The organism is uncultured Pseudacidovorax sp. (assembly GCF_913773995.1).
Lineage (GTDB): Bacteria > Pseudomonadota > Gammaproteobacteria > Burkholderiales > Burkholderiaceae_C > Xenophilus.
Genome location: NZ_CAJYES010000190.1, coordinates 116,503 through 139,105, shown reverse-complemented (window position 1 = coordinate 139,105; position 22,603 = coordinate 116,503). Strand labels below are relative to the sequence as shown.

At 67.0% G+C, this 22,603-nt stretch carries 19 protein-coding genes, 1 pseudogene and 1 other annotated feature; of the genes and pseudogenes, 11 read left to right on the top strand and 9 right to left on the bottom strand.

The window, feature by feature from the left end; all coding sequences use genetic code 11:
• Positions 1-5: 5 nt before the first annotated feature.
• Genes QZ772_RS18380 through QZ772_RS18365 form a run of 4 tightly spaced genes read right to left on the bottom strand, consistent with a single transcriptional unit; the run spans position 6 to position 4,049 of the window.
• Complete coding sequence (locus QZ772_RS18380) at positions 6-1,208, bottom strand: acyl-CoA dehydrogenase family protein (protein ID WP_295529232.1); 1,203 nt, start codon at positions 1,206-1,208, stop codon at positions 6-8.
• Positions 1,209-1,211: 3 nt separating this feature from the next.
• The gene (locus QZ772_RS18375; protein WP_295529230.1) at positions 1,212-2,435 is read right to left on the bottom strand and encodes a CaiB/BaiF CoA-transferase family protein; all 1,224 of its coding nucleotides are present in this window, start codon (positions 2,433-2,435) and stop codon (positions 1,212-1,214) included.
• 5 nt (positions 2,436-2,440) lie between these two features.
• Positions 2,441-3,229 carry an enoyl-CoA hydratase gene (locus QZ772_RS18370; protein ID WP_058642796.1) on the bottom strand — a complete coding sequence of 263 codons (789 nt, stop codon included), beginning with the start codon at positions 3,227-3,229 and terminating at the stop codon, positions 2,441-2,443.
• A 40-nt stretch (positions 3,230-3,269) separates the two neighbouring features.
• Complete coding sequence (locus tag QZ772_RS18365; RefSeq protein ID WP_295529227.1) at positions 3,270-4,049, bottom strand: enoyl-CoA hydratase-related protein; 780 nt, start codon at positions 4,047-4,049, stop codon at positions 3,270-3,272.
• Positions 4,050-4,133: 84 nt separating this feature from the next.
• Between QZ772_RS18365 and QZ772_RS18360 the strand changes: the two genes are divergently transcribed.
• The 4 genes from QZ772_RS18360 (at position 4,134) to QZ772_RS18345 (ending at position 9,549) form a co-directional block, all read left to right on the top strand.
• Positions 4,134-5,336, top strand: a complete 1,203-nt coding sequence (locus QZ772_RS18360; protein WP_295529260.1) for an acetyl-CoA C-acyltransferase — start codon at positions 4,134-4,136, stop codon at positions 5,334-5,336.
• A gap of 39 nt (positions 5,337-5,375) precedes the next feature.
• Positions 5,376-7,451: a 3-hydroxyacyl-CoA dehydrogenase NAD-binding domain-containing protein gene (locus QZ772_RS18355; protein ID WP_295529258.1), complete on the top strand. Its 2,076-nt coding sequence runs from the start codon at positions 5,376-5,378 to the stop codon at positions 7,449-7,451.
• A 112-nt stretch (positions 7,452-7,563) separates the two neighbouring features.
• Positions 7,564-8,538: a tripartite tricarboxylate transporter substrate binding protein gene (locus tag QZ772_RS18350; protein WP_295529225.1), complete on the top strand. Its 975-nt coding sequence runs from the start codon at positions 7,564-7,566 to the stop codon at positions 8,536-8,538.
• Positions 8,539-8,556: 18 nt separating this feature from the next.
• Positions 8,557-9,549 carry a tripartite tricarboxylate transporter substrate binding protein gene (locus tag QZ772_RS18345; RefSeq protein WP_295529223.1) on the top strand — a complete coding sequence of 331 codons (993 nt, stop codon included), beginning with the start codon at positions 8,557-8,559 and terminating at the stop codon, positions 9,547-9,549.
• A 136-nt stretch (positions 9,550-9,685) separates the two neighbouring features.
• Here QZ772_RS18345 and QZ772_RS18340 read toward each other — a convergent pair whose 3' ends face one another.
• On the bottom strand, positions 9,686-10,408 hold the full coding sequence (locus QZ772_RS18340) for a GntR family transcriptional regulator (RefSeq protein ID WP_295529221.1): 723 nt from the start codon (positions 10,406-10,408) through the stop codon (positions 9,686-9,688).
• Between the two features lie 137 nt (positions 10,409-10,545).
• Between QZ772_RS18340 and QZ772_RS18335 the strand changes: the two genes are divergently transcribed.
• The 4 genes and pseudogenes from QZ772_RS18335 to QZ772_RS18320 all read left to right on the top strand — a co-directional run bounded on the left by QZ772_RS18335 (position 10,546) and on the right by QZ772_RS18320 (position 13,315).
• The gene (locus QZ772_RS18335) at positions 10,546-10,866 is read left to right on the top strand and encodes a tannase/feruloyl esterase family alpha/beta hydrolase (RefSeq protein ID WP_295529219.1); all 321 of its coding nucleotides are present in this window, start codon (positions 10,546-10,548) and stop codon (positions 10,864-10,866) included.
• 328 nt (positions 10,867-11,194) lie between these two features.
• A protein-coding gene (locus QZ772_RS18330; protein ID WP_295529216.1) for an IS3 family transposase occupies positions 11,195-12,426 on the top strand; the annotation gives its coding sequence in 2 pieces (ribosomal slippage) (positions 11,195-11,486 and positions 11,486-12,426; 1,233 coding nt in all).
• Positions 11,473-11,589, top strand: a sequence feature (AL1L pseudoknot). It overlaps the preceding gene by 117 nt.
• Before the next feature lie 46 nt (positions 12,427-12,472).
• Positions 12,473-12,604, top strand: a pseudogene (locus QZ772_RS18325) (LysR family transcriptional regulator); the annotation flags it as partial.
• Between the two features lie 12 nt (positions 12,605-12,616).
• A complete protein-coding gene (locus QZ772_RS18320) occupies positions 12,617-13,315 on the top strand; it encodes a substrate binding domain-containing protein (RefSeq protein ID WP_295529256.1) in 699 nt (232 codons plus the stop codon).
• A gap of 93 nt (positions 13,316-13,408) precedes the next feature.
• On the opposite strand, the gene QZ772_RS18315 is transcribed toward QZ772_RS18320, so the two are convergent.
• Positions 13,409-15,358 carry a tannase/feruloyl esterase family alpha/beta hydrolase gene (locus tag QZ772_RS18315; RefSeq protein ID WP_295529214.1) on the bottom strand — a complete coding sequence of 650 codons (1,950 nt, stop codon included), beginning with the start codon at positions 15,356-15,358 and terminating at the stop codon, positions 13,409-13,411.
• 392 nt (positions 15,359-15,750) lie between these two features.
• Between QZ772_RS18315 and QZ772_RS18310 the strand changes: the two genes are divergently transcribed.
• The 3 genes from QZ772_RS18310 to QZ772_RS18300 all read left to right on the top strand — a co-directional run bounded on the left by QZ772_RS18310 (position 15,751) and on the right by QZ772_RS18300 (position 19,399).
• Positions 15,751-16,221, top strand: a complete 471-nt coding sequence (locus QZ772_RS18310) for a MarR family transcriptional regulator (protein ID WP_295529212.1) — start codon at positions 15,751-15,753, stop codon at positions 16,219-16,221.
• A gap of 302 nt (positions 16,222-16,523) precedes the next feature.
• Positions 16,524-17,447, top strand: a complete 924-nt coding sequence (locus QZ772_RS18305) for a LysR substrate-binding domain-containing protein (RefSeq protein WP_295529210.1) — start codon at positions 16,524-16,526, stop codon at positions 17,445-17,447.
• Between the two features lie 152 nt (positions 17,448-17,599).
• The gene (locus QZ772_RS18300) at positions 17,600-19,399 is read left to right on the top strand and encodes a carboxylesterase family protein (RefSeq protein ID WP_295529208.1); all 1,800 of its coding nucleotides are present in this window, start codon (positions 17,600-17,602) and stop codon (positions 19,397-19,399) included.
• A gap of 251 nt (positions 19,400-19,650) precedes the next feature.
• Here the strand turns inward: QZ772_RS18300 and QZ772_RS18295 are convergent, their stop codons facing one another.
• The 3 genes from QZ772_RS18295 to QZ772_RS18285 form a co-directional block, all read right to left on the bottom strand.
• Positions 19,651-20,667 carry a transketolase C-terminal domain-containing protein gene (locus tag QZ772_RS18295; RefSeq protein ID WP_295529206.1) on the bottom strand — a complete coding sequence of 339 codons (1,017 nt, stop codon included), beginning with the start codon at positions 20,665-20,667 and terminating at the stop codon, positions 19,651-19,653.
• Entirely contained in the window at positions 20,664-21,521 is an 858-nt protein-coding gene (locus QZ772_RS18290; RefSeq protein ID WP_295529204.1) for a transketolase, read from the bottom strand. Before QZ772_RS18290 ends, QZ772_RS18295 begins: the two co-directional genes overlap by 4 nt.
• Positions 21,522-21,634: 113 nt before the next feature.
• Positions 21,635-22,384 (bottom strand): SDR family NAD(P)-dependent oxidoreductase, encoded by a 750-nt coding sequence (locus tag QZ772_RS18285; protein WP_295529202.1) that lies wholly within the window; start codon positions 22,382-22,384, stop codon positions 21,635-21,637.
• Positions 22,385-22,603 lie beyond the last annotated feature (219 nt).

The window sequence follows — 22,603 nt, the reverse complement described above, 5'->3', positions numbered from 1 at the left end:
GCTATTCAAAGTCCCAGGACCGTCTTGGCCAGAATGTTCTTCTGGACCTCCGTGCTGCCGCCGTAGATGGATGCGGCGCGCAGCGAGAGGTAGACGGGCGCTACCGTAGTCGACCAGGGCGCCTGCGCAGGCCACTGCCCGTCCGCGAAGGCCTGAAACTCGCCCGCAGCGGCCAGTGCGCGAGGGCCGGCGGCCGACAGCATCAGTTCAGACGCCTGCTGCCGCAGTTGGGTGCCCCGAATTTTGAGGATCGAGGAGCGCGGATCGGGTGTGCCCGAGTGAGCATCCGCTTCGGCGATCAGCCGCATCTGCGTGATCTCCAGCGCATGCAGTTCTATCTCCAGCGCGGCCGCGGCCTGCCGAAACACCGGGTCGTCGGCCAGGCATTCGCCCCCGGACGCAATGCGCTGCTGCGCCAGCGTGCGCGCCCGCCTCAGGATATGGCGTGACATGCCGACGCGCGCGATGCCGGTGCGCTCGTTGCCCAGCAGGAACTTGGTGATGGCCCAGCCGCCGTTCTCCTCGCCGACGCGGCAATCCACCGGCACGCGCACCTCGTCCAGGAAGACGGCGTTGACCTCGTGGCGACCATCCATGGTGAGAATGGGACGCACCTCCACGCCGGGCAGGCGAAGGTCGATGAGCAGCATCGAAATGCCTGCCTGCTTGGTCGCCGTGGGATCGGTGCGCACCAGCGTGAACATCCAGTCGGCACAGTGCGCCATGCCCTGCCAGATCTTGCTGCCGTTGACCACGTAGTGCTCGCCATCGCGCCGGGCGGAGGCTTTGAGCGAGGCCAGGTCCGAACCGGCGCCGGGCTCCGAGAAGCCCTGGCACCACCAATCGTCCAGCCGGCGGATCCGCGGCAGGAAGCGGCGCTTCTGCGCATCCGTGCCGAAAGTGGCGATCACGGGGCCGATCATGGCGACGTTGAAGGACAGCGGCTCGGGCGCCGGGGCCTGGTGAAGTTCGTCGAAGAAGATGTAGCGCTGCACCGGCGTGAAGCCCGGCCCGCCCCACGCGGCCGGCCAGCTGGGCGTGGCCCAGTTGCGGCCGTCGAGGGTGCGCTGCCATGCAACGATCTCGTCGCGCGTCAACGAGCGGTGTTCGGCGAGCTTGGCCTGGACCTGCGGATCCAGGTTCGAGGCGATGAAGTCGCGAACCTGCGTCCTGAAGGCGCGCTCCTCGGGCGTAAAGTCGAAGTCCATCGCTCAGACCACGCCCTGGGCCATCAAGGCATCGATGTGCACGTCATCCATCCCCGCGAGCTCCTTCAGGATCTCGCGGGTGTGCTCTCCGACGAGCGGCGGCGGCCGCGATGCGCCCACGGCCGAGCACGACATCCGCAGCGGGTTGGCCACCAGATGCATCGAACCGCCGAGCGGATGGTCGACCTGCTGCAACATGCCCCGGTGGCGCACCTGCGGATCGGCGAAGACCTCCGGCAACTCATTGACGGGGCTGGCAGGCACGTCGGCCAGTTCCAGCCGGTCCAGCACGTCGGCCGACTCCATCTGCGCCAATGTGGCCGCCAGCAGATCGACGAGCACGGCACGGTTGGCGATGCGGCGGGACGTGCTGTCGAAACGCGGATCCCCGGGCAACTGGGGCAGGCCGATGGCCTCGCACAGGCGGCCAAACTGTGCGTTATTTGCCGCCACCAGGAAGATGGACCGGTCCTTGCACCGGAAGGCTTGCGATGGCACGCCACCATAGCCGCCGTTGCCGCGCCGCAGCGGCGCCTCGCCGGTTGTCAGGTAGCTCATCGCATAGTGCGAGAGCGTCGCGACGGTGCAGTCCAGCAGCGCCATGTCGACGTGCTGGCCCAAGCCGGTGGCCTGGTCGCGCTGGCGCAGCGCGGCCTGGATGGCCATGACCGCATACAGGCTGGTGATCACGTCGACGATGCTCATGCCGACCTTCATGGGCTCCTCCGGATGGCCGCTTGTCGCCATAAGGCCGCCCAGCGCCTGGAAGATGCCGTCGTAGCCCGGGCGACGTGCATAGGGGCCGTCCTGGCCGAAGCCCGTGATGGAGCAGTACACCAGGCGCGGGTTCAGTGCGCGCAGCTGTTCGTGGCCCAGGCCGTAGCGCGCCAGCGTGCCGGCGCGGAAGTTCTCGATCAGCACGTCGCTCTGCGCGGCCAGTCCTCGCACGATGTCCTGGCCCTCAGCCGAGCTCAGGTCGATCGTCATGGAGCGCTTGCCGCGGTTGCAGGCAAGGTAGAACGCGGCGGTGTCGGTCGGCGTGCCGTCGCGGTCGCGCAGGAAGGGCGGGCCGTAGGTGCGGGACTCGTCACCCTTGCCAGGCCGCTCGACCTTGATGACGTCGGCGCCCAGGTCGGCCAGCCACTGGCCCGTCATGGGACCGGCCAGGATGCGGCTCAGGTCCAGGACGCGGATGCCGGCCAACGGCTTGTTCAGCGCTTGCTGCATGGTGCTCAGCGTCCCACGAAGACCGGCTTGCGCTTTTCGGCAAAGGCCCGGATGCCTTCGCGGTAGTCCTGGCTGGCGTAGCACGCGAGGAACAGCGCCTCGGCCTCGTCGAGCTCGCGATCCGCCGGGTCCCGCACGATCTGCGCGATGGCATGCTTGACCTGTTTCAGCGTCAGCGGCGCACCCGCCGCAATCTTCTGCGCCATCTGGTCGATGGCCGCGGCGAAGCCTTCCTGTGGTAGTACCTCACCCACCAGGCCCTTTGCGCAGGCCGTGGCCGCGTCGAAGGTCTTGCCGCCGATCAGCAGTTCCTTGGTCGCGGCTGGGCCGATCAGGTCGCTCACCCGGCGCAGGCTCTTGTAGCGGTAGCCGATGCCGTAGCGCATGGCCGGCTGCGCGAAGGTGGATGGCGGCGTCGCCAGGCGCAGGTCGCAGGACACGGCGACCGAGATACCGCCCCCGATGCAGTAGCCGTCGATGGCCGCGATGGTGGCCTTGGGCGTGTCGTACAGAAGACGCAGCGCGCGCTCGCCGGTCCGCGCGTAGTGCTCCTGGGCACCATCGCCCATGCGCTCCTCCTCGTAGCGCGAGACGTCGGCACCGGCGACGAAGGCCTTGCCGCCCGCACCGCTCACGACCATCACGCGCACCTCGTCGTCCGCGTCGAAGGCGGCAACGGCGTCGCCCAGGCCTTCCCACATCTCCAGCGATATCGCGTTGAGCTTGGACGGATTGTTGAAAACGATATGGCCGATAGGGCCGTGCTTGCGCACGAGGATCTTGTCTGTTTTCATGAGCTTTCCTGGTTCTGTGTGATGGATGAAAGAGCCCCGTTCACTGGCCGGTCCAGCAGGCCTGGCGCTTTTCTAGAAAGGCGCGGGTGCCTTCCCGGAAGTCCTCCGACGTGACCGAAAGCGGCACCATGCTGGCCTCGTGCTCCATGAAATCGTCGAAGCTCGACGAGGGCGCGAGGTCGAACATGCGCTTGCCGATGCCGAAGGCGATGGTGGGGCCTCGGGCGTACTCTCGTGCGATGGAGCGTGCTGCATCGAGCAGCTGCGAATCGGGCTCGACACGGCTAACCAGCCCCATCGCGAGCGCCTCGGTGGCTGGGAACATCCGGCCCGACAGCACCAGCTCCTTGGCACGCAGTACGCCCAGGTAGCGGGTGAGGAACCAGACGGCGCCGGCATCCGGCGGCAGGGCGATTCGCCGCTGCACTTGGCCGAAGCGGGCCGATTGGCCGGCCAGCACCACGTCGCACGCCAGCGCCATCGACAGGCCCATGCCGACCGCGACCCCCTGCACCGCCGCCACCACCGGCTTCTGCAGGCGCACCATGGCGCGCATCAGGCGCTGCATGTGCCGCACCCGGTAGAGAGAGCCGCCCAGGCCGCCCTTTCCCATCTCTCCGATGTCCGCCCCGGCACAGAAGTCGCCGCCCGCGCCGGTAAGCAGGACCGCCCTCACCTCGTCGTTGTCGGCCAGCGCTTCGAACATCTGCGCGAGGCCGTCGCGCATCTCCAGCAGCATGGCGTTCTTCTTGTTTGGCCGGTTCAGTTCTATGTGGGCTACGCCGTCCGAGACGGTCTGGATGAGATAGGGGCTTGCCATGGCTTGCTTTCGATGTCGGTGCTGATAGCATAATGTCATGACATTTAAATCGCAAGCATTTCAACGACGCGACGCTTCATGACGATCCACGACGCTCTTATCGTTTCGACGGCTCGGACGCCCATCGGCAAGGCCGGGCGCGGAGCATTGAACGACACCCATGGCGCGGTGCTCGGCGCGCACGTGCTCCAGCATGCGCTGGCGCGCGCCGGCACCGTCGAGGCCGCGCAGGTCGAAGACGTCGTGCTGGGCTGCGCCTGGCAGGAAGGTGCAACGGGCAGCAACATCGCGCGGCAGTCCCTGCTGCGCGCCGGATGGCCGGAAGCGGTGGCCGGCGCCACCATTGACCGCAAGTGCGCGTCGGGCCTTCAGGCGATCGCGCAGCAGGCCGCGCGCATTCGATCGGGTGAGGCGGACATCCTGGCCGCAGGCGGCGTGGAGTCCGTGTCGCTGGTGCAGGACCACCGAGGCCGTCATCGCGTACAGGACGAATGGCTCGCGGAGCATGTGCCAGGCCTCTATCACAGCATGATCGCCACGGCGGAGACCGTAGCGCGCCGCTACGGCATCGGCCGCGAGGCCCAGGACGCCTATGCGCTGGAGAGCCAGCGGCGCACGGCGCGCGCCCAGGAGGCAGGCCGGTTCGATGCAGAGATCTGCCCCATCGACGTGCAGCAGCGCAAGTTGGCAAAGGACGACACCGACCTCGGCACGGTCGCGAGGCAATTCGCGCGGGACGAAGGCAACCGGCCGGACACCACGGCAGATGGCCTAGCGCGCCTGACGCCCGTGGTGGGAGCCGAGGGCACCGTCACTGCCGGCAATGCCAGCCAGCTGTCCGATGGCGCCTCGGCAGTAGTGCTGATGAGCGAACGGGCCGCCGCCAGTGCCGGAGCCCATCCGCTGGGCATCTACCGCGGCTACGCCGTCGCCGGCTGCGCCGCCGACGAAATGGGCATCGGACCCGTGCTGGCCGTGCCAAAGCTGCTGCGTCAATGCGGCCTGCGCGTGGCCGACATCGACCTGTGGGAGCTCAATGAGGCATTCGCCGTGCAGGTGCTGCACTGCCGCGACCGCCTGGGCATCCCAGACGATCGGCTGAACGTCGATGGCGGCGCTATCGCCCTAGGCCATCCCTTCGGCATGAGCGGCGCGCGCCTGGTGGGCCATGCGCTGCTCGAAGGCCAGCGCCGCGGTGCCCGCCACGTGGTGGTCACGATGTGCGTGGGCGGCGGCATGGGTGCCGCGGCCATGTTCGAAGTCCTTCCGCCGCCTGCGCGCGCCTGAATCCCACCAAACCTCTCTGGAGTTCCTGCTTTGACCACCGTGCAGTACATGCTCGACAGCGACGTCGCCGTCATCACACTCAGCAACCCACCCATGAACGCGCTCAATGCCGCCATGCGCACAGAGCTGGTGGAAGCGCTGACGCGCTTCGCCGGTGATGACGCGGCCCGCGCCGCGGTACTCATCGGCGCCGAGGGTCGCTTCGTGCCGGGCGCCGACATCCGAGAGTTCGGCAAGGGCCTGAGCGCGCCGGGCATCAACGTCTCGGTGCGCTGCATGCAGGCGTCGGGCAAGCCGGTGATCGCCGCGCTCGCGCGGCACGCCCTCGGCGGGGGTCTGGAACTGGCGCTGGGCGCCCATTACCGCATCGCCACGCCCGACTGCCAGCTTGGGCTGCCCGAGGTCAACATCGGCCTGCTGCCCGGGGGCGGCGGCACCCAGCGCCTGCCGCGCGTGATCGGCGCCGAGCGGGCGCTGGCCTTGATGCTCGACGGCAAGTCCATCGGTGCGAGCGAGGCCCTGACGCTGGGCCTGGTGGATGCCGTCGCTCAGGCCGACCTGCTGCAGGACGCCCTTGCCTTCGCCCGGCGCATGGTCGATGCGGCCCTGCCACTGCCCAGCGTGGACGCGCGCCGCGACCGGCTGCAGGATACCGACCCCGCGCTCTTCGCCGACCTGCGCCGGCAGAACGCGCGCAAGTGGCGCGGCCTGCTCTCGCCCGGACTGATCGTCGACTGCGTCGAAAAGGCCGTAAGCGTGCCCATCGAGCAGGGCCTCGCCTTCGAAGCGGAGGCCTTCAAGCGCTGCGTGGGCAGCCCCCAGCGCGCGGCGCTGATCCACGTCTTCCAGGCCGAGCGCACCGCTGCGCGCATCCCTGGGCTGGAGGGCGTGGCGCCGAAGCCTATCCATCGCGCGGCCGTGGTCGGTGCAGGCACCATGGGCAGCGGGATCGCCATGAGTCTGGCAAACGCCGGCATTCCTGTGACCCTAATCGACACAACGCAGGAAGGCTTGGCGCGCGGCATCGGCATCGTCGAGCGCAACTATGAGAACTCCGTGCGAAGAGGCAGCCTGTCGGCAGACAAGGCACAGCGGGCGCGTGCCTGCATCACCACTGGCCTGGATCTCGGCAGCGCCGCCGATGCCGACATCGTCATCGAAGCCGCCTTCGAGGACATGGCCCTGAAGCAGCAGATTTTCGGCCGGCTGGACGAGGTGATGAAGCCGGGCGCCATCCTGGCCACCAACACCTCGACGCTCGACATCGCACAGATCGCACAGGCCACGAAGCGGCCGGCCTCGGTGGTGGGCACGCATTTCTTCAGCCCCGCCAACGTGATGAAACTGCAGGAGAACGTGCGCACTGAACAGACGGCCCCGGAAGTGGTCGCCACCGTGACGGCACTGGCCAAGCGCATCGGCAAGGTGCCGGTGCTGGCCGCCAACAAGGACGGCTTCATCGGCAACCGGATCCTCGCGGTCTACGGGCGAGAGTGCGACTTCCTGGTCGAGGAAGGTGCCACGCCCTGGCAGGTCGACCGCGCGCTACAGGGCTTCGGCTTTCCTATGGGGCTGTATCTGATGCGCGACATGTCCGGCCTAGACGTGGGCTGGCGCATCCGCCAGTACCGCGAGCAGTTCCGCGACAAGTCCCTGCGCTATTCGCCCATCGCCGACCGCCTGTGCGAGGCCGGCCGCTTCGGCCAAAAGACCGGTCGCGGCTACTACGTCTACGACGGCCAGGGGCCGTCGGCCAAGGCGAGCCCGGATCCGGAGGTCGAGCGCCTCATCCAGGGCGTGTCCGCCGAGTTGGGCATCGCCCGGCGCGAGATCTCCGATCAGGAAGTCGTCGACCGCGTGCTGACGGCCATGGTCAACGAAGGCGCGCGCATCCTGGAGGAAGGCGTCGCGCTACGCGCGAGCGACATCGACGTGACCTATATCTACGGCTACGGCTTCCCGCGCCATGAGGGCGGCCCGATGTTCTGGGCTCAGCGGCGCGGCCTGGACTGGGTGCTGGCGCAGGTGCGGCAGCAGGAGGCGACACAAGGTCGGCTCTGGGCGCCTTCCCCGACCCTCGTCCAGGCTGCCGAACTGGGCCGCTGGCCAGATTGAAAGGGGCCCTTTCCCTGCGGCCATGGGCTGGCCGCCTGTGACGAATCATCGACAACAAAGGAGACAGGACATGCCAACGAACGAGTTTCGGTCCGCAAGCAGGCGGCGGCTGATGATCGCGGCCGCCTTCAGCACGCTTGCGCTGTCGGTCACCGCACCGACGCGTGCGCAATCGGACTATCCGACCCACCCGATCAAGATCGTGGTGCCGTTCCCGCCAGGTGGGCCTACGGATGCGGCCACCCGCCTGCTCGCTCAGGAGATGCAGGCCAGCCTGGGCCAGCCCGTGATCGTCGACAACAAGCCGGGCGCAGCCGGCGCACTGGGCATCGACATGGTGGCCAAGGCGCCTCCTGACGGCTACACGCTGGGCATCAGCGGCGTGGGCCCGACCATCCTGCTGTCTTTGCTCGACCCCAAGCTGCCCTACAAGCCGCTCACGGACCTGAGCTTTATCGGCTCCACCGGCCAGACCGAGCTGATGTTCGTGGTGGCCAGGGACGTACCGGCGAACAACATGCAGGAACTGCTGCGCCTTGCAAAGGAGCGCGCAGCGCAGGGCAAGCCGCTGACCTATGGCAGTACCGGCCTGGGCGGTCCCATCCACGTCTCCTTCGAGTACCTGAAGCTGCTGGCCAAGGTGGACATGGCCCACATTCCCTACAAGGGCGACGCGCAGCAGCTGCAGGACCTGATGGGCGGCCAGGTGGAGGTCGCGCTGCTCTCGCCCACCGTGGCCATCGCCCAGGTCAAGGCCGGCCGCATCAAGGAGATCGCGGCCGCGGGCGCGCGGCGGTCCAGGCTCACGCCAGACCTACCGACGGCGGCGGAGAGCGGCGTCCCCGGCTACGACGCCAACGTCTTCACCCTGCTGGTCGCTCCGGCGGGTACGCCACCCGCGGTGCGCGACAAACTCAACTCGGCGTTGAACGATGCGCTGAAAAAGACTGCCGTCCAGAATCGCTATGCCGAAATGGGCATGGCGCCCCAGATCATGACCGCCTCCCAGACTCGCGACTTCATCGTGGAGCAGACGAAGCGCTGGGGCGACGTGGTTCGCCAGACCAAGGTCACGCGCGACAACTGATCAACCAGGAGACATTCGATGGCGAACAATCCCTCGCGTCGCACCGTGGCAGCTGCGCTGCTGGCGGGCCTCTGTGGCCTGCTCTCCGCGGCCGCAGCTGCTCAAAACTGGCCGGCCCGGCCCATCACCCTGCTCGTGGGCTTTCCCGCGGGCGGTACCACGGATGTGGTGGCCCGCGTGATCGGCAACGAGCTGGCGCGACGCCTCGGCCAGCCCGTGGTGATCGAGAACCGCGCAGGTGCGGTCGGCACCATCGCGGTATCTGCGCTTCAGGCAGCGGCTCCCGACGGGCACACCCTGATGATGCTGGTGGTGCCCACGGTCAACTTCTTTCACTTCTACGGCAAGAAGTTCGACTACCAGAAGGACGTGGAACCAGTCGCCGAGATCTACGACCAGTACAACGTCCTGGTCGTCAATCCAGCGGTGGCGGAGTTTGCCGATGTCCATACCCTGCCCCAGTTGATCGCCAAGGCTAAAGCGAACAGCACCGGCATCAACTACGCGAGTAGCGGCGTGGGCAGTCTGGGCCACCTGACGATGGAGCGCATCGCGGGTGCGACGGGCATCCGCTGGCAGCATGTGTCGTACAAGGGCGCCGCACCGGCCATGACCGATCTGCTCGGTGGACAGATCGGGGTGATGTATGCCGACTCGCAGACGGCCTTGCCCCACATCCGCTCGGGCAAGCTGCGCGCCATCGCCGTGAGCTCCGAGGGTCGGCAGGCCGATCTGCCCCAGGTGCCGACCATGGCGGAACAGGGCGTGAGCGGCGTCGTCGCCGTGCCCTGGGGCGGCCTCGTCGCGCCCGCCCGCACCCCGCCTGCGATCGTTGACAGGGTGTCGTCGGAGATCCGGGCGATCCTGGAGACGCCTGAGGTCCGGGACAAGTTGCGCCAGGCCGGCGTCGTACCGGCATACAAGCCAGCCGCAGATTTCGGCCGCTTCATGGCGGCAGAGTCCGCCGCCTGGGGCAAGGTCATTGCCGAGCGTGGCATCAAGCCGGAATAGCCTGGCGTCTTCACGCCACGGCTGGCGGGCCGGGGCGGGAAGGCCACCGATTTGGCCGCATGCTGGCACTTTTCTGATGGACTATGGTCTCCCTGAGTCCGCTGCACTGCACACGGCAGTTCGCGCGACGGCGCGATCAGATCCTGCCCGCGGAGCGCGCCAGTTCGATTTTGAAGGTGTAGCGCTGCGGGTGGTAGTGCACCACTGCCAGTTCGACGTGGCGCCCCGACGCCGCGGTGTAGAGACGGCGGATCTGGAGAATCGGGCTTCTGAGCTTCAGGCCCATGTGCTCGGCGATGAGCTCGGTGACCGCCACGGGCACCACGGTCTGCTCCACCCTCACCAGCGGCTCGCCCAGTTGTTCCTCCAGTTGCCTGCTGATCGAGACGTTCCCTCGGGTGGGGATCTTGGTCAGCCTGGCTGCCAGATCGGACGGAACGTAGATGTCGGTCAGGGAAACGGCATCGGCATCCACACACCCCACCCGAACGATCTTCTGCACCTGCGAGTCAGCTGGCAGTTGCAAAGCTTCCGCAACGAAGCCGGACGCCGGCAGGGTTTCGCGAGACAGCTGCCGGAAAGTGAGCGCGTCGGAGTACGCAACAGCGTCATGCAGTGAGCCCACGTGGCTGACGAGACGGTTCGCATAACTGGCTTCTGCCACGAAGGTACCCAGTCCGCGCTGACGCATCACCAGCCGCTTGGCTACAAGGTCTTCCATGGCCTTTCGCACGGTGATGCGGCTGACGCCATAGCTCTCGCAGAGTTGCAACTCGGTAGGCAAAGGGTCCCCGGGCTTGAGTTGCCTCGACGTGATGCGCCTTTCCAGGTCCCGTGCGACTTGGTAGTACAACGGCACGGGCTGCGCTCCGTCGATCAACGTGCGGGGTGGGGGGACGAGAGGACTCATGTCATCCCATTATGACTAACGCGATCTGCCGTACCCGAAGCCTGCTGCTTGCTAACCGCGGTCACCGACGCGTCCAGCAGGCAAGCGTGATCGCGAGCTGGTATCTGGCTATCCAAGGGCTTCACCGCCTCTTCACCATACCGGGAGTCGGCCATGCAGGCACCCTGATCGGCGCAGGCACAGGAAGCTCACCCATTCCCATGCCCAACAACGCGCAGGGCAAAGACGAGTTGTTCGCCGCGCTGATGAAGTGGCAAAAGGAAGGCGTAGCTCCGGAGAAGATTTTAGTAAGCGCTGGTGCCAGCGCAGCAATCAAGCGTTCAGCGCCGCTGTGTCCGTATCCTCGGACCGAGGTCTACATCGGCACCGGCGACGAGAATGCTGCAGAGGACTACACCTGCCGCTAGTGAATGGATAGGTGCTGCCAAGCGGCATCAGGGCGCCCTTGCGTGCATCTTCCACCATCGAGAGCGCCCTGATACGTTCGGTCCGGAGTACATGGAGGGGCGAGGACGGAATACGACCGAAGAGCGCTAGGGTAGGCACGTCTCCAGGGCGGCATAGAAAGTGGCATGGCGCGCCGATATCCACTGCGTGGCGCGACAGCATGAAGCATCCAGCCGCAACATCCGAAAGATCGCCGCACCGTATATCAGTGCCGAACCAGAGGATCAGAACCTCGGACTGAACCGCCCCGGCTTTCGCGGAGGCTCAACACTCTGAGAGGATTGAGCCATGAGCGAGTCGAACAAGTTCTCGCCCGAGGTGCGCGAGCGCGCGGTGAGGATGGTGCAGGAGCAGCGTGGTGAGTACCCGTCGCTGTGGGCGACCATCGAGTCCATCGCACCCAAGATTGGCTGCGTGCCGCAGACCTTGAACGAACGGGTCAAGCGCGCCGAGGTCGATGCTGGTGTGCGCGAAGGCGTGACGAGCAGCGAGACGCAGCGGATGAAGGAGCTCGAGCGCGAGGTCAAGGAGCTGCGCCGGGCCAACGAGATACTGAAGCTGGCCAGCGCGTTTTTCGCCCAGGCGGAGCTCGACCGCCGCTTGAAGTCGTCAGAGCCTTCATCGACCAGCACCGCAAAGCCTTCGGGGTCGAGCCGCTCTGCAAGGTGTTGCAGGTTGCCCCGTCGGCCTACCGACGCCATGTCGCGCTGCTGCGCGAACCCAGCAGACGCTGCGCCCGTGCCAAACGCGACGAGCTGCTGATGCCGCAGATTCAGCGCGTCTGGCAGGCCAACATGCAGGTCTACGGTGCTGACAAAATGTGGCGGCAACTGGCGCGCGAAGGCGTTGTCGTGGCCCGCTGCACGGTCGAGCGGCTGATGCGAAGCATGGGGCTGCGCGGCGTGATGCGCGGCAAGGTCGTGCGCACCACCATCGGCGATGCCAAGGCCCCGTGCCCGCTGGACCGGGTCAATCGGCAGTTCCGTGCCGAGCGGCCGAACCAGCTGTGGGTCAGCGACTTCACCTACGTCCCCACTTGGCAGGACTGGTTGTACGTGGCCTTCGTCATCGATGCGTTCGCCCGGCGCATCGTGGGCTGGCGCGTGAGCAGTTCGATCCGAACGGAGCTCGTGCTCGATGCGCTGGAGCAGGCCCTGTACGCCCGGCAACCCGAGCACGATGGCAGCCTAGTCTGCCACTCCGACAGGGGCGCGCAATACGTCAGCATCCGCTACACCGAGCGGCTGGCCGAGGCCGGTATCGAACCGTCAGTCGGCAGCAAGGGGGACAGCTATGACAACGCGCTTGCCGAGACCATCAACGGCCTATACAAGGCCGAGCTGATTCACCGCCGGGCACCCTGGAAAACCAGGGAGGCTGTCGAGTTCGCCACGCTGGAATGGGTGTCCTGGTTCAACCACCAACGCCTGCTCGAACCCATCGGTTACATCCCGCCAGCCGAGGCCGAGGCAAACTACTACCGGCAACTCGCCAGTCAGACCATCGCGGTGGTGAGCTGACTTAAACCAAACAGCCTCCGCGGAAACCAGGGCGGTTCACGTCGCCGAGGCCTGTTCGCTGAGCAGGGCTGCCCGACTTATGAGCATCGCCCAGCCTACCGCCAGCCGCCGCCTGCTTGAATTGGAACGCCTGCTTGGTTGCAAGCTTGCGCTACGCACAACGGCCAGCTTTTCGCTCACTGACGAAGGCCTGCGCCTCGTCGCGGAAGCACGCGCCCTGGCCGACCGCTGGGCTGGGCTGGCCGAACGAGTCTCGGACGCGCGCAGCCGCCCCGAAGGCACGCTGCGGGTGGTCGGGCCGTCGGGCTACGGCACGGGCTTCCTGACCGACGCGGTGACAGACCTGCACGCCGCCTGGCCGGAGTTGAGGGTTGAGCTGACATTGACCGACCGGGTAATAGACCTCGCCAGTGCTGGCGCCGAATGCTGGGTGTGCGTGGGCGAGGTGCGCGACCCCGGCCTGGTGCGCCGCACGCTAGGCGCCACGCAGCGCGTTCTGGTCGCCAGCCCGGCACTGCTGGCTCGCATCGGACCGGTCACGATCGCCCGGCTGCCCAGCCTGCCCTGCGTGGGCTTGGTGCCGCATGTGATGGGCACATTGCGCTTACTGGACAAATCGGGCCGTTCTCGTATGGTGTCCATCGACACGCCACTACGCACCGATAGCCTGTTGTCGAGCTACCGCGCCATACTCAATGGCGCCGGCATCGGTGCGGCAGCTCCCTGGATGTGTCAAGCAGATATTGACGCCGGCCGCGTGACGCGCGTTCTTCCACGTTGGTGGCTCGAACCGGTCGGCATCCACGTGGCCATGCGTCCCAGCCTTTACCGGCCAGCGCGGGTGACGGCCCTCATTGACGCTCTTCGTCATCGCATGCATCGACTTTAAGGCTTTACACCAGCGAACGACGGTGGAGCGGTACGCGCACTTTGACCGTTAAGCGCATGTATAGAGCTCCGCGCCCCATGCCCATCGCAGGTCTCAGTTGCTGACGCAGGTGTAGCTCTCTGCCACCAAAGGATCGCCGGAGCCGACGTATTTGGGGTACTTTGGGTACTGACACAGCGGCCGGCTGGAACTCACCGTGTAGACCGTAGCGGCGCCGGTTCCACTGGCCGTTAAACGCACCTGCCGAGGGGCCTCGGGCGGTGCCACGCCACGCTCGGTCCAGAGCACCAACGGCGTCATCAGGTCGGCACCCGTCGGCACGGTGGCTCCGTTGCCATTGCCGCCGTGCCCAGTCATCGGGCTCACGTAGTAGCGGATAAACTCCGACACTGCGGGCTGACCAAGCTTAGAGACAACTCGGTCGAATAGTTTGAACTGGGCACGCGGGTTAGCGATGTTGTCGGTTGCAGAGGTGTTAAGAATCACCTTGCCGCCCCGCGCTCGGTAGGCCGACCAGTCGTCATTGATGTCGACCGCTTCCGAAAGAACCTGCACCCGATCCTTAACTCCTACGAGATCGGAGAACACCTGCAGCACATTGCAGGCTGTTTGGTTACCGCAGAAGTACTGTCGCACCAGAGCACCGCCCAGACCACCGCCTCCCGCGCCGCCATAAGTTGTCCCTGTTGCAAGCGTCGGCTGCGTGGCCGTCAGCAATGTCACACCCTCCCAGGCACCCCAGCCGGGGTAGGAGGTCTCGTTGTTCTTGAGCGGGTACGTGTAAGTCACGTCACTCAGGAAAGCGGGACCCTGGATCGTCTGCAGTTGCCGATCGGTCAGGCAGGTGGCGTCCTCAGCTCCGGCACAGCGAAGGGCGGACAGTGCAGTGGGTCGCTTGGTCGGATCGAACAACGCGTTGCAGGCGAGGTAGTTGTTGATTACGCCGTCAGGCAGGCCATCCAGCGCGTCGCACTGTCTCAGCACTTCCGCCCGCAGCGCCGCCTGTTTCGTCGACGGGATCCACGCGCCATCCGGCACCTGGAGTGCGCCTTGCAACTGCGGATTGAAGTTGAGGTTCGCGAAGTAGGCTAGGAAGTCGCCACTGAAAATGCCGTCGTAATCCGCGGGATACCGCGTGAGGACCGACAGCGCCTCGCGTCCGCCCTGCGACTGACCGGCCCAGTAGTTCACGGCAGCCTTCTTGCCGTACATGAGCTCCATCACAGCCATCGCGGCGTCGCGAGTCTTCTTCTGCGATGCGAAAGTGAAGTTCTCGAAGGACTCCGATAACTTGGGGAATTCGGGGTTGTCGATCCAGTCCGTGCCGGTGGAGTGTCCGGAGTCGCCACCATAGAGGGCGTAACCGTGATTGATCGGCGAAAGCACATTGGCTGGCAGCATGGCAGCAAAGGGCGAGCCGCCGCGACTTGCGGGATTGACGATGAAGCCAGGGATCGAGCCGTTGGTGCCGCCGCCCCCTATCTGAAATGACTTCTGATTCCAACCCGTTGGGATCGCCACTCTGAAGTTGATGACCTTGGAGTTGCCGGAGGGGTTGATCACGCCTGTAATGCGGCAGTATTCAGGCGCCGTCGACGCGATGCTGGTGTCGGTGCTCGCTGCAACCAGCACGGCCTCGTTGATCACAGCACCGCCGGTCGCCAATGCGAAGGCGCTCGAGTTGACTGTCTTGCCCTGCATGTCGGCGCAGGCGACTGTCGGCCTCATCGCAACACTGACACGCACGCTCGCCCGCTCACCCTGGAGGTTGCGGTTCGAGAATAGCTTGATCACGTTGTCGCCGGGAACGAGCCCGTCGACCTTTACCGTCAAAGGCGAAGACGCGGCGGCCGACGCGGCCATCGAGGCGCTCAGTGCAGCGGTGACGTCCTTTCCATTGAGCGTCGCCCCAAGGGCACCAAGGTCGGCGCGGGTGGCGGCACTGACCGTCACGGAAACCGAAGTGGTGCCCACGGGCAGCAGGCCATCGGCAAGACCCGAGCCGCTTGCAAGCGCCAGACTCGCGGCGCCGGCGGTAGCCACGGGTGTTGCCGGCGCGGGCGCACTGGTTGACGGCGCCGGTGCCGGTACCGGTGCGGGCGTCGCCGCAGGCACGAAGCTCGTCTGCGAACCCCCGCCGCCGCAGGCTACAAGAAGACTTGCGCACGCCACAAGGACAGGCGGGAGCAGGGGGCGGAAATAGAGGCCGAAGTCCCGGCGGACTGGCCTGAAGACCAGAGGCGTCGTTCGCCCCTCGCTGGATCGTGATTGCATGCTGTGTCTCCTGAGTTCATCCACTGCCAAAGTAGGCGATCGCTCGCCCTCGGAATTAGTTTCGCTCTTTAACTATTTCCGGAGTTACGTACTTACCCCAGGCTGACGTGACCCGCCGTGACGCCCCTCGGGACGGGCAACCTAAACTCTGGCGATGGTGAATGCTCAAGCACAGCGGTGAATCGCCCGTCATGAAAACGTCCGTGATCACGTCGCTCCTCGGCTACCGACTCGCCCAGGCGTCGATCCCCGCCTTCTCCGTCTTCGACGACGCGGTCGGCACGCCCTTCTCACTGCGGCGGGTTGATTTCGCGATCCTGGCATTGCTGTCGTCGAACGCCCACGTCACGCTCACCAACCTATGCCGGGAGCTACGCAGTTCGACGCCTCGTCTGAGCCTAGTGGTGGACCGCCTCGTAAAGCGCGGGCTGGTCCAGCGCATTCCCAACGATCAAGATCGTCGGGTCCAGTTCCTGGTGCTGACGGCTGAAGGTGTCGCCATTACCGAGAAGGCGCTGGCCGCCGCCTCGAAGATGGAGGCAGAGCTGATGGGGCGGTTGTCTCCCGCTGAGCGCGCCACGCTGTTTCGACTGCTGACGCGGTTGAGCGAATTCCCCAAGCAACCGTCATAGGAGGGGCGGGCCTCCACTGGCAGGCGCTGGCCGGTACCGGCCGACCTGTGCGAGGCCGGTACACGAGGCGGCGCCGCATCGGGGTAGACAAGCTCCGACCTATGCCCGGGAGCACGCAACAGCCGTGCGCCGACCTTCAGCACCATCGACTCGACGTTCCTTGAGCACCAACTGCGGCTCGCGGCCCCGACGCCAGCACAGGCGGCGCGGGGTTTGCATGGGGTGGGCATGGTCCCCTGCGCCCCTATGCTGCGCCCAGCCCTTTCCCGACTCGCCCAGCTCAAAGTACCCAGATTCTTCCTATGCCCCCCAGTCCCCATGACATCGCCGACGACCTGATGGTGCTGGCGCTCGTGGTCGATGCCGGCGGCTACAGCGTAGCCAGCCACCGCAGCGGCATCCCGATTTCAAGGCTGAGCCGGCGCATTGCCGCGCTGGAGCGCAAGCTGGGCGTGAGCCTGATCGTGCGCAGCTCGCGCACCTTCCGCGTCACCGACATCGGCCAGCGCATGCACCAGCATGGCGTGCGCATCCTGGGCGAGGCGCAGCGTGCCATGTCGCAGGCCAACGACAGCCTCAGCGAACCCTCGGGTGCTCTGCGCATCTCCTGTCCCGTGATGCTCAACACGATGGTGGTCGGCCCGCTGGCCACCGACTTCGCGCTGCGGCATCCGCAGGTGTCGATCACGGTCGATTCGACAGACGGGCGCGCCACGGCTTTTGCCGAACCGGCCGACCTGCAGATCCGCCCTACCTCGACACCGCTGCGCGACTCCAGCCTGGTGGTGCGCAGACTTGCCGTCGTGCCCTATGTGCTAGCCGCGGCACCCGCCTTGTGCGAAACGCTGCCCGGCACGACCAGCCCGGCCGAGCTACAGCAATGTCCAGGCATCGGCTGGAGCTTCCGCGCCCAGCCTTCGCGCTGGCCGCTGCACCATCCGCAGATGGGCAGCATGACGCTGGAGCTCACGCCGCGCCTGGTGAGCGACAGCCTGATCCAGATCCGCGCCGCCGCCGTGGCGGGGCTCGGCATCGCGCAATTGCCGGCATCGCTGTGCGAGGCCGAGGTGAAGGCCGGCCGCCTGCAGGTGATAGCGCCGGGCTGGGCACCAGCGAATGTGGAGCTGTACGCGCTCTATCCCTCGCGCCGCGACCTCACGGTGGCAGGTCGGCTCTTCCTTGACGAGTTGTGCCTGGCGATGGCGCAAATCGGCGGTCCGCACTGACGCGCGGAGCGCCTGAAGGCGGCGACGCCAGACATCCAAAACTGCAACGCAGTCTTGCGCCGGCATGACTGTCCCTGCGCGCGGACGCTTCCTAGACTGGGCCGCACACCCCAATCGCCCCTCACGGGGACTGCCCAGCGAAGGAGCCTTGCATGAAAGACCCGCGTTCACGCGCCTGCGTCCTGCCCCCGCCCGCCGTCGCGCGCAATGCCGCCCCCGATGGCGCCAGCCGCCGCCGGTTCCTGCTCACGGCGGGCACAGCCCTGCCGCTGGCCGCCTGCGGCGGCGGTACCACCAATTCCACATTCCTGCCCGTGACGGCGGCGCCGTCTCCCGCACCAAGCCCCCCACCCCCTTCCAGCCCGGCGCCCGCCCCAGCCGCGGCACCACTGGCAGACACCACCTCTGGTCGCCTGCAGGGCGCCCGCAGCGCGGACGGTGCCATCCAGTCATTCCTCGGGATTCCGTACGCGCAGGCACCTGTCGGCGCATTGCGGCTCGCCTCACCTAAAGCCTTTCAGGCGAGCGCCGGCGTGCGCGATGCGACCCGCTTCGGAGCCGCCAGTCTTCAGACCATCCCTCCGTATGTGTCGTGGATCTACACGACGCCCGCGCGGATGGCCGAGGACTGCCTGACCCTCAACGTCTGGGCCCCCGCCGAGCGCAGCGGCCCGTTGCCGGTGATCGTCTGGCTGCACGGTGGCGCCTGGCGCACCGGTGCGACCAGCATGCCGCTGATGGACGGCGAGGCACTCGCGCGGCGGGGCCTCGTGGTGGTGACAGTCAACTTCCGCGTGGGTGGCCTGGGCGCCATTTCGCACCCGGATCTGGCCGATGCCGACACCGGCAGCCAGGCCAACTGGCAGCTGCAGGATCAGATCGCCGCGCTGCAGTGGGTACGCCAGAACGTCGCAGCCTTCGGGGGCGATGCGCAGCGCGTGTGCCTGGTAGGCCAATCTGCCGGGGCGACCAGTTGCGCCATCCTGGCCCAGAACCCCTCGGCACGCGCCTGCTTCCAGAAGGTGGTGCTGCTCAGCCCAGCCGGTCTACCCGCCCCTTCGGCTTTCACATTGGCGGATGCCGCCACGTACACCGAGGCGCTGGCGACGTCGTTGAACACCACGCCGCGCGGTCTACGCAGCGTGGACGCCACCCAGCTGTTCCAGGCAGAGGCCGCGCTCAACGGCCAGCCCCTGCCGGCCGGAATCCGCTCAGGCTTCGGGCCACGTAACGCGCCCATCGTGGACGGTATCTCCTGCCTGTCCGACTGGACCCGCACCGCCTGGCCGCAGAACCTTCCGGCCGTCTTCATGAACACGCTGACCGAAGGCTCCTTCTTTCTGGACGCCATCGATCCGAAGACCAACAGCCGCCTCACACCCGCGTTGCCGACGACACGGGACCAACTGCTGGCCCTTGTCGTGCCCCAGGTGGCCGGCTCCACCGCCAACGCCAATCTGGTCATCGACGCCTATGCGCAGGCGGCTGCACAGGAGGGTCGCTCCAGCGCGTATGGCGACCTGTGGATAGAAATCTACGGCGACCGCGTGTTGCGCAACTTCGGCGTTCGCTACGCCGGTCGCATCGCGGCGCAAGGCGGCAGCGTGAGCTATGCAACCTACTCCCATGCCATCCTGGCGCCCGGCCGAGGGGTACCTCACTGCGCAGAGCTGCCCCTGCTTTTCGGCACGTTCGGCCTGGATGCCTACCGCGACAAGGTGGGCGCGACGGCCGCCGAAACATCGCTGTCGCAGAACATCATGGCAGCCCTGCGTAGCTTCGCTCAAGAAGGCAGCAGCCGGTTGCCTGCCGACAGTCCGTGGCGCCAATACACGCCCCGCACCGGCTCAGCCCTCAACATCGGCGACGCCGGCGGCAGCGCGTTCACCGCGGGCGAGGTGCCCAAGCTGTCTCAGCTTGCCGTGTGGGATTCGCTGCTGGGCTATGCGTAATGTGTCAATGCAGGCGGCTCCTGCTGCCGCCCCTTCCAATGAAGGTGGCACTGAAGACGACTGGACCGCATGAAGGTCGTTGTGCACGACGTTCGCCGCAGGCAAACACGACCCAGGTGCGATTCCGACGGCGAGGTTGGTTCTGGCTGCCGCCTCCGATGACGTGAAAAACGTTCCGAACGCAGCGGGCCGTGCCAACCCCCTGCGTCCCCGACATTGTGGGAATAACCTATTGCGGCCCGACGAGCGCGTCAGTCATGAGCCAGCCAGCGACGGATACGCTGGCCCAGCACCTCGCGGCTGATGCCGTAGCGGTCGTGGAGCGTGGGCAGCGCACCGGCGTCGAGGAAGGCGTCGGGCAGTCCGGCGAGCTGGAAGCCAGCCGGCTGCACGCGATGGCGCAGCAGGGCCGACGCCACCGCCTCGCCCAGGCCGCCGATCACCGAATGGTTTTCAGCCACCACCACCAGGCGGGGCCGGGCACCCACGGCCGCCACGATGGTGGCTTCGTCCAGCGGCTTGATGGTCGGGCAGTGCAGCACCGCCACGCCCACGTTGTCGCGCTGCAGGTCGGCCGCCACTTCCAGCGCGCGCATGGTCAGGATGCCGCTGGAGATCACCAGCACGTCGGCGCCCTCGCGCAGCATCTTGGCCTTGCCCAGTTCGAAGCGGTAGCCCTCGATCTCGTCCAGCACGAGCGGCACCTGGCCGCGCAGCAGGCGCATGTACACGGGGCCCGGATGCTCGGCGATCTGCGGCACCGCCTGCTCGATGTCCAGCGCATCGCACGGGTCGACGATGGTCAGGCCCGGCACGCCGCGCATCATGGCCAGGTCCTCGGTGGCCTGGTGACTGGGGCCGTAGCCGGTGGTCAGACCCGGCAGGGCGCAGCAGATCTTCACGTTCAGGTTCTCTTCGGCGATCACCTGGTGGATGAAGTCGTAGGCGCGGCGCGTGCCGAACACGGCATAGGTGGTGGCGAAGGGCACGCGGCCTTCTTTGGCCAGGCCGCCCGCTGCGCCCATCAGCAGCTGCTCGGCCATGCCCATCTGGAAGAAGCGCTCCGGGTAGGCCTGGGCGAACAGGTGCAGGTCGGTGTACTTGGCCAGGTCGGCGGTCATGCCGACCACCTCCGGGCGGCTGGCGGCGTAGTCGACCAGGGCCTTGCCGAAGGGGGCCGCCCGGGTCCGCTGGCCCTCCGAGGCGATGGAGGCGATCATGGCCGACGTGGTCAGCCGGAGCTTCTTCTCTGCGACGGCCTGGCTCATGCTGCGGCTCCTTCGGTGGCGGGGGTGGGACGGCCCGCGTCCAGGATGGACAGCGCCTGCTGCCATTCCGGCGGATCGACGCGGATGAAGTGGTTCTTCTCGCGCTGCTCCAGGAAGGGCACGCCCTTGCCCATGAGCGTGTCGAAGAGGATGACCCGGGGCTTGGCCTCGGCCAGGTCCCGTGCGGCGTCGAATGCAGCAAGCACGGCAGGCAGGTCGTTGCCGTCCACGCGCTGCACGTGCCAGCCGAAGGCGGCCCACTTGTCGACCAGGGGCTCGAAGCCCAGCACCTTGCTGGAGGGGCCGTCGGCCTGCTGGTTGTTGATGTCGACCAGGCAGATGAGGTTGTCCAGGCGGTGGTGGGCGGCGGCCATGGCGGCCTCCCAGGTGGAGCCCTCGTCGAGTTCGCCGTCGCTCATGCTGTTGTAGACGAAGGCGGGGTTGCGCTTGTGCTTCAGGCCCAGGGCCATGCCCACGCCGATGACCAGGCCCTGGCCCAGGGAGCCGCCGGAGATCTCCATGCCGGGCGTGTACGTGGCCATGCCGGACATGGGCAGGCGGCTGTCGTCGCCGCCGTAGGTTTCGAGTTCGGCCTCGTCGATGACGCCGGCCTCGATGAGGGCGGCGTAGTGGGCGATGGCGTAGTGGCCATGCGAGAGCAGGAAGCGGTCGCGACCCTCCCATTCGGGCTCGCCGGGGCGCTGCTTGATGGCATGGCCGTAGGCCACCGCCAGCACATCGGCCCAGCCCAGGGCCTGGCCGATGTAGCCCTGGCCCTGCACTTCGCCCATGCGCAGGGCGTAGCGGCGGATGCGGTAGGCCCGCTCGCGCAAGTTGTTCGTCAGGTCGGACATGAAGGTTCTCGATGGTGGCCGCAAGACAGGGGGGGCGCGGCCGGCATGCGGACGCACCGCGGCATGCGGCGGAAAGATGGGAGCGGGGGGAAGAAGACGGGGCGCGACGCCGGTCAGTGGATCAGCATGCCGCCGTTCACGTCCAGCGTGATGCCGGTGCAGTACGCCGCCAGGTCGCTGCCGAGGAAGACGCAGGCGCCCGCCACGTCGCCCGCACGTCCCAGGCGGGCGAGCGGGATCGTGTCCTCGATCTCCTTCTTGCGCTCCGGGCTCAGCTTGCCCTGGGTGATGTCGGTCTCGATCAGGCCGGGGGTGATGCAGTTGACGCGGATGCCCTCGATGCCGAACTCGCGGGCCATGGCGCGGGCCAAGCCAAGCACGCCGGCCTTGGCGGCCGAATAGTGCGGCCCGCCGAAGATGCCGCCGCCGCGCTGGGCCGACACCGACGAGATGCAAACGATGGCGCCGGACTTCTGCTGGCGCATGGCCGGGAGCACCGCCTGCGACATGTACATCGTGCCGCGCAGGCTCACGTCCAGGATGCGGTCGTAGTCGGCCCCGGTGATGTCCAGCGTCCTCACCGGCTGGGTGATGCCGGCGTTGTTGACGAGGATGTCGATGCGGCCGAAGGCCTTCAGCGCCGCCGCGGCGGCGGCCTCGCAGGCGGCCTTGTCGGTCACGTCGCCGACGACGCCGAGATGGCCCTCGCCCAGGCGGGCGACGGCGGATTCGGGCTCGGCGCGGGCCAGGTCCATGATGACGACGCGCGCGCCCTGCGCGGCCATTTCGCGCGCCGTGGCGAAGCCGAGGCCATTGACTCCGGCACCGCCGGTGATGAGAGCAACCTTGTTTTCTAGCAGCATGTTGTCGGTCTCCTGAAAGAAGAAGGCGGGCCTGGGGCCCGTCCGTGATCTGCGTGCAAACGCACGGGATGGGTCGAGTCGATGGCGGCGATGTTCGACGGCGTGCAGGATGAAGGCAAACGATGATTGATCATCGAAAGATGACGGTTCTTCACCTGATCACCGGGCGAACCCTAGGCCGCGAAATGCCACTCTGCGTGGGTGCTTCGGCGCATCCGC

What these genes read in the sequence shown, in the direction of transcription:
- QZ772_RS18375 (WP_295529230.1), bottom strand. Translation starts at nt 2,435, where the DNA reads ATGCAGCAAGCGCTGAACAAGCCGTTGGCCGGCATCCGCGTCCTGGAC.
- QZ772_RS18350 (WP_295529225.1), top strand. Translation starts at nt 7,564, where the DNA reads ATGATCGCGGCCGCCTTCAGCACGCTTGCGCTGTCGGTCACCGCACCG.
- QZ772_RS18285 (WP_295529202.1), bottom strand. Translation starts at nt 22,384, where the DNA reads ATGCTGCTAGAAAACAAGGTTGCTCTCATCACCGGCGGTGCCGGAGTC.
- QZ772_RS18380 (WP_295529232.1), bottom strand. Translation starts at nt 1,208, where the DNA reads ATGGACTTCGACTTTACGCCCGAGGAGCGCGCCTTCAGGACGCAGGTT.
- QZ772_RS18370 (WP_058642796.1), bottom strand. Translation starts at nt 3,229, where the DNA reads ATGAAAACAGACAAGATCCTCGTGCGCAAGCACGGCCCTATCGGCCAT.
- QZ772_RS18290 (WP_295529204.1), bottom strand. Translation starts at nt 21,521, where the DNA reads ATGTCCGACCTGACGAACAACTTGCGCGAGCGGGCCTACCGCATCCGC.
- QZ772_RS18305 (WP_295529210.1), top strand. Translation starts at nt 16,524, where the DNA reads ATGCCCCCCAGTCCCCATGACATCGCCGACGACCTGATGGTGCTGGCG.
- QZ772_RS18365 (WP_295529227.1), bottom strand. Translation starts at nt 4,049, where the DNA reads ATGGCAAGCCCCTATCTCATCCAGACCGTCTCGGACGGCGTAGCCCAC.
- QZ772_RS18295 (WP_295529206.1), bottom strand. Translation starts at nt 20,667, where the DNA reads ATGAGCCAGGCCGTCGCAGAGAAGAAGCTCCGGCTGACCACGTCGGCC.
- QZ772_RS18300 (WP_295529208.1), top strand. Translation starts at nt 17,600, where the DNA reads ATGAAAGACCCGCGTTCACGCGCCTGCGTCCTGCCCCCGCCCGCCGTC.
- QZ772_RS18345 (WP_295529223.1), top strand. Translation starts at nt 8,557, where the DNA reads ATGGCGAACAATCCCTCGCGTCGCACCGTGGCAGCTGCGCTGCTGGCG.
- QZ772_RS18310 (WP_295529212.1), top strand. Translation starts at nt 15,751, where the DNA reads ATGCTCAAGCACAGCGGTGAATCGCCCGTCATGAAAACGTCCGTGATC.